Origin of the sequence: Clostridium sp. AM27-28, from assembly GCF_003480955.1 — a bacterium.
Lineage (GTDB): Bacteria > Bacillota > Clostridia > Lachnospirales > Lachnospiraceae > Otoolea > Otoolea fessa.
In genome coordinates this window covers 1-318 of record NZ_QUJT01000045.1, presented here as the reverse complement: position 1 = coordinate 318, position 318 = coordinate 1, and the positions used below count along the sequence as shown (strand labels likewise).

The window sequence follows — 318 nt, the reverse complement described above, 5'->3', positions numbered from 1 at the left end:
GGGGAATACCGGGGATACGAAACAGACTGTACGGATACCTGATTCATATACCTGCTTCATAGCAGAGATACGGCGCTCAATGCTAGAAGCAGAGTCCATATCGTTCTTGAAATTTTCATCTAGTGTGTTGATCGACCATGAAACGGTTACACGTCCAAGCTTCTTCAGCAGATCAATATCCCGTACCACAAGATCCGACTTTGTGCAGATCAGAATATCTGTGTCACTGCCGATCAGCTGCTCCAGAAGTTTTCTGGTATTCCCGAATTGCTCCTCCTGTGGATTGTAGCCATCTGTCACAGAACCGATGACCACCCG

At 47.2% G+C, this 318-nt stretch carries 1 protein-coding gene; it reads right to left on the bottom strand.

From position 1 onward, the window contains the following. A partial coding sequence (locus tag DW720_RS16085) for a radical SAM protein (protein ID WP_279221250.1) occupies positions 1-318 on the bottom strand: 318 nt, incomplete at both ends.